The sequence below is a fragment of the Paraburkholderia sp. RL17-347-BIC-D genome, assembly GCF_046027915.1.
Lineage (GTDB): Bacteria > Pseudomonadota > Gammaproteobacteria > Burkholderiales > Burkholderiaceae > Paraburkholderia.
The window spans coordinates 1-2,576 of sequence record NZ_JARESS010000150.1 but is presented as its reverse complement, the minus strand read 5'-3'; the positions used below and the strand labels follow the sequence as shown (position 1 = coordinate 2,576).

The 2,576-nt window shown below is 61.1% G+C and carries 2 protein-coding genes; both read left to right on the top strand.

What is annotated here, in order from left to right:
* Window positions 1-162: 162 nt before the first annotated feature.
* Window positions 163-1,713 (top strand): IS21 family transposase, encoded by a 1,551-nt coding sequence (gene istA, locus P0D96_RS47745; protein WP_408321267.1) that lies wholly within the window; start codon window positions 163-165, stop codon window positions 1,711-1,713.
* Window positions 1,714-1,728: 15 nt separating this feature from the next.
* On the top strand, window positions 1,729-2,478 hold the full coding sequence (gene istB, locus P0D96_RS47740; RefSeq protein ID WP_408321265.1) for an IS21-like element helper ATPase IstB: 750 nt from the start codon (window positions 1,729-1,731) through the stop codon (window positions 2,476-2,478).
* The last annotated feature ends 98 nt before the right edge of the window (window positions 2,479-2,576 follow it).

The window sequence follows — 2,576 nt, the reverse complement described above, 5'->3', positions numbered from 1 at the left end:
CGCTGGTGTTCCGAAACGGCTGTTCGGTTTGCCGAAATGCCTGTTCGGATTTCCGAAACCAGCGTTCGGCAAAGCGAAGCGGATCGTCAGTTTCAGGTTGGCGGTGCTGCGTATGGATCAATCCGTCGGCATTAAGGTAGCTCCCTTTGGGAGATATTGACGATGCCGGCTCACCGGACAACCATGCGCAGAATCAAGGAAGTGCTTCGCCTGAAGCTGGCTTGCAATCTCACACACCGTCAGGTGCACGGCGCTCTCGGCGTCGGCCTTGCGACGATCACCCAGTATCTTCAGCTTGCCGCAGCAGCAGGACTCGACTGGGCGGCAATTGAGCCACTGGAAGAGGATGAGCTTGAACGGCGTGTGCTGTCGCCGGCATCGTCGCCCGATCCGTCGAAGCGGATCGAACCGGATTGCAGCGTCATTCATCGGGAACTGCGCCGTAAAGGCGTCACGCTGCAACTGCTGTGGGAGGAGTACGTCGAGTCCCATCCCGGCGGCCGCACATACGGCTATACGCAGTTCTGGCGGCGGTACAAGGACTGGGCGCAGACGCTCAAGCGTTCGATGCGCCAGCAGCATCGCGCCGGCGAGAAGCTGTTCGCCGATTTCGCCGGACAGACTATGCCGATCCTCGATCGCGCTGGCGGCATCGCGTTTGAAGCTCACATCTTCGTCGCCGTGCTCGGCGCATCGAACTACACGTATGCCTGTGCCACGCGCTCGGAGACAACGTCGGACTGGATCGGCGGACTGATCGACGCGATGGAATTCTACGGCGGTGTTCCCGAGTTGCTCGTCCCAGATAATCCCCGAGCTCTGATTGCGAAGCCGGACCGCTACGAGCCCGGTCTCGGCCGAACCGCGCAGGACTTCGTGAATCATTACGCAACCGCGATGCTGCCGGCACGGCCGCGCAAGCCACAGGACAAGGCGAAGGTCGAAGTCGGCGTGCAGATCGTGGAGCGCTGGATTCTTGCGCGGCTGCGCAATCATCGCTTCTTCAGCCTCGGCGAACTGAACCGGGAGATCGGCAAGCTCATCACCGATCTGAACCAACGCCCGTTCAGCAAGCTTGAGGGCAACCGCCGTCAATGGTTCGAACGGCTGGACCAGCCGGCGCTGCGCGCATTGCCAGCCCGTCGTTATGAGATCGCCACGTTCCAGAAATGCCGCGTCAACATCGACTACCACGTCGAGGTCGACCATCACTATTACAGCGTGCCGCATAGCCTGGTTCGTCAGGAAGTCTATGCGCGCATAACCCGCCATGGTGTTGAAGTTCTGCATGGTGGCAAACGCGTCGCCGCCCACGCGCGCAGTCGCCTCAAGGGCAAGCACACCACGCTGCCTGAGCACATGCCGGCGGCCCATCGTGCCCACATGGAATGGACGCCCGGTCGCCTTCTGAACTGGGGAGCCTCGATAGGTCCCGGCGCTGAGACCATCGTCAATCACCTGCTGACCAACCGGCCGCATCCCGAGATGGGTTACCGGGCCTGCCTCGGGCTGCTGGGGCTCGCTCGCAAGTATGGCAAGGACCGCCTCGAGGCAGCCTGCCAGCGCGCGCTCGTGATTGGTTCGCCGACGCGCCGCTCTGTGCTGTCGATCCTCGAATCGGGTCTGGACCGGCAGCCGACGCTCCCGTTACAGCTCACCTCATGGCAATCCCCGGAGCACGAGAACGTGCGCGGTCCCGACTATTACCACTGACCTCAGGAGGTCACGATGTTGACGCAGCAAACCCTCTCCCAGCTCAAAGCTCTCAAGCTCGACGGTATGGCTCGCGCGTTCGAGGAGCAGGTCTCACTTACCGCCAGTTCGAGTCTGTCATTCGAAGAGCGCTTCGGCATCGTCGTCGACCGGGAACTCGCGTGGCGCGACACGCGAAGGCTCGAACGCCTGATGAAAGCGGCGAAACTGAAAAACCCACAGGCCTGCATCGAGGACATTGAATACCGCCAGAGTCGTGGGCTCGATCAGCGGATCGTCGCCACGCTCGCCGGTTGCGACTGGATTCGTAATGCCCAGAACGTCATATTGAGCGGTCCGACCGGCGCCGGAAAGACGTGGGTCGCCTGCGCGTTTGCACAGCAGGCCTGCCGGCAGGGCTTCTCAGTACTCTATGTCCGCGTTGCCCGGTTGTTCGAGGAACTGAAAATTGCGCACGGCGACGGCAGCTTCACCCGTCGACTGGCTCAGCTTGCGAAGATGGACGTCCTGCTGCTGGACGATTGGGGCCTGCAGGATCTCGACCAGGGTGCTCGCAACGATCTGCTTGAAGTGCTCGACGATCGCGTTGGCACCCGATCAACGATCATCACCAGCCAGTTGCCCCTCGAGCACTGGCACGCATGGCTACAGGATCCCACACTCGCTGACGCCATTCTCGATCGTCTCGTACATCAGGCACACAAGCTCCCATTGAAGGGCGAATCGATGCGCAAAAAGAACAAACCCGACGACGCCATAGCCTGATTCCGAACACTCACGCTACAATCCATGCACTACGCAGCACAGCCTTCCAATCTGTTCGGCTTCGCCGAAACGCCCGTTCGACATCCCCAAAATACGCA

Excerpts from the sequence above, each read along its gene's own strand:
- istA (WP_408321267.1), top strand. The coding sequence starts at position 163 with ATGCCGGCTCACCGGACAACCATGCGCAGAATCAAGGAAGTGCTTCGC.
- istB (WP_408321265.1), top strand. The coding sequence starts at position 1,729 with ATGTTGACGCAGCAAACCCTCTCCCAGCTCAAAGCTCTCAAGCTCGAC.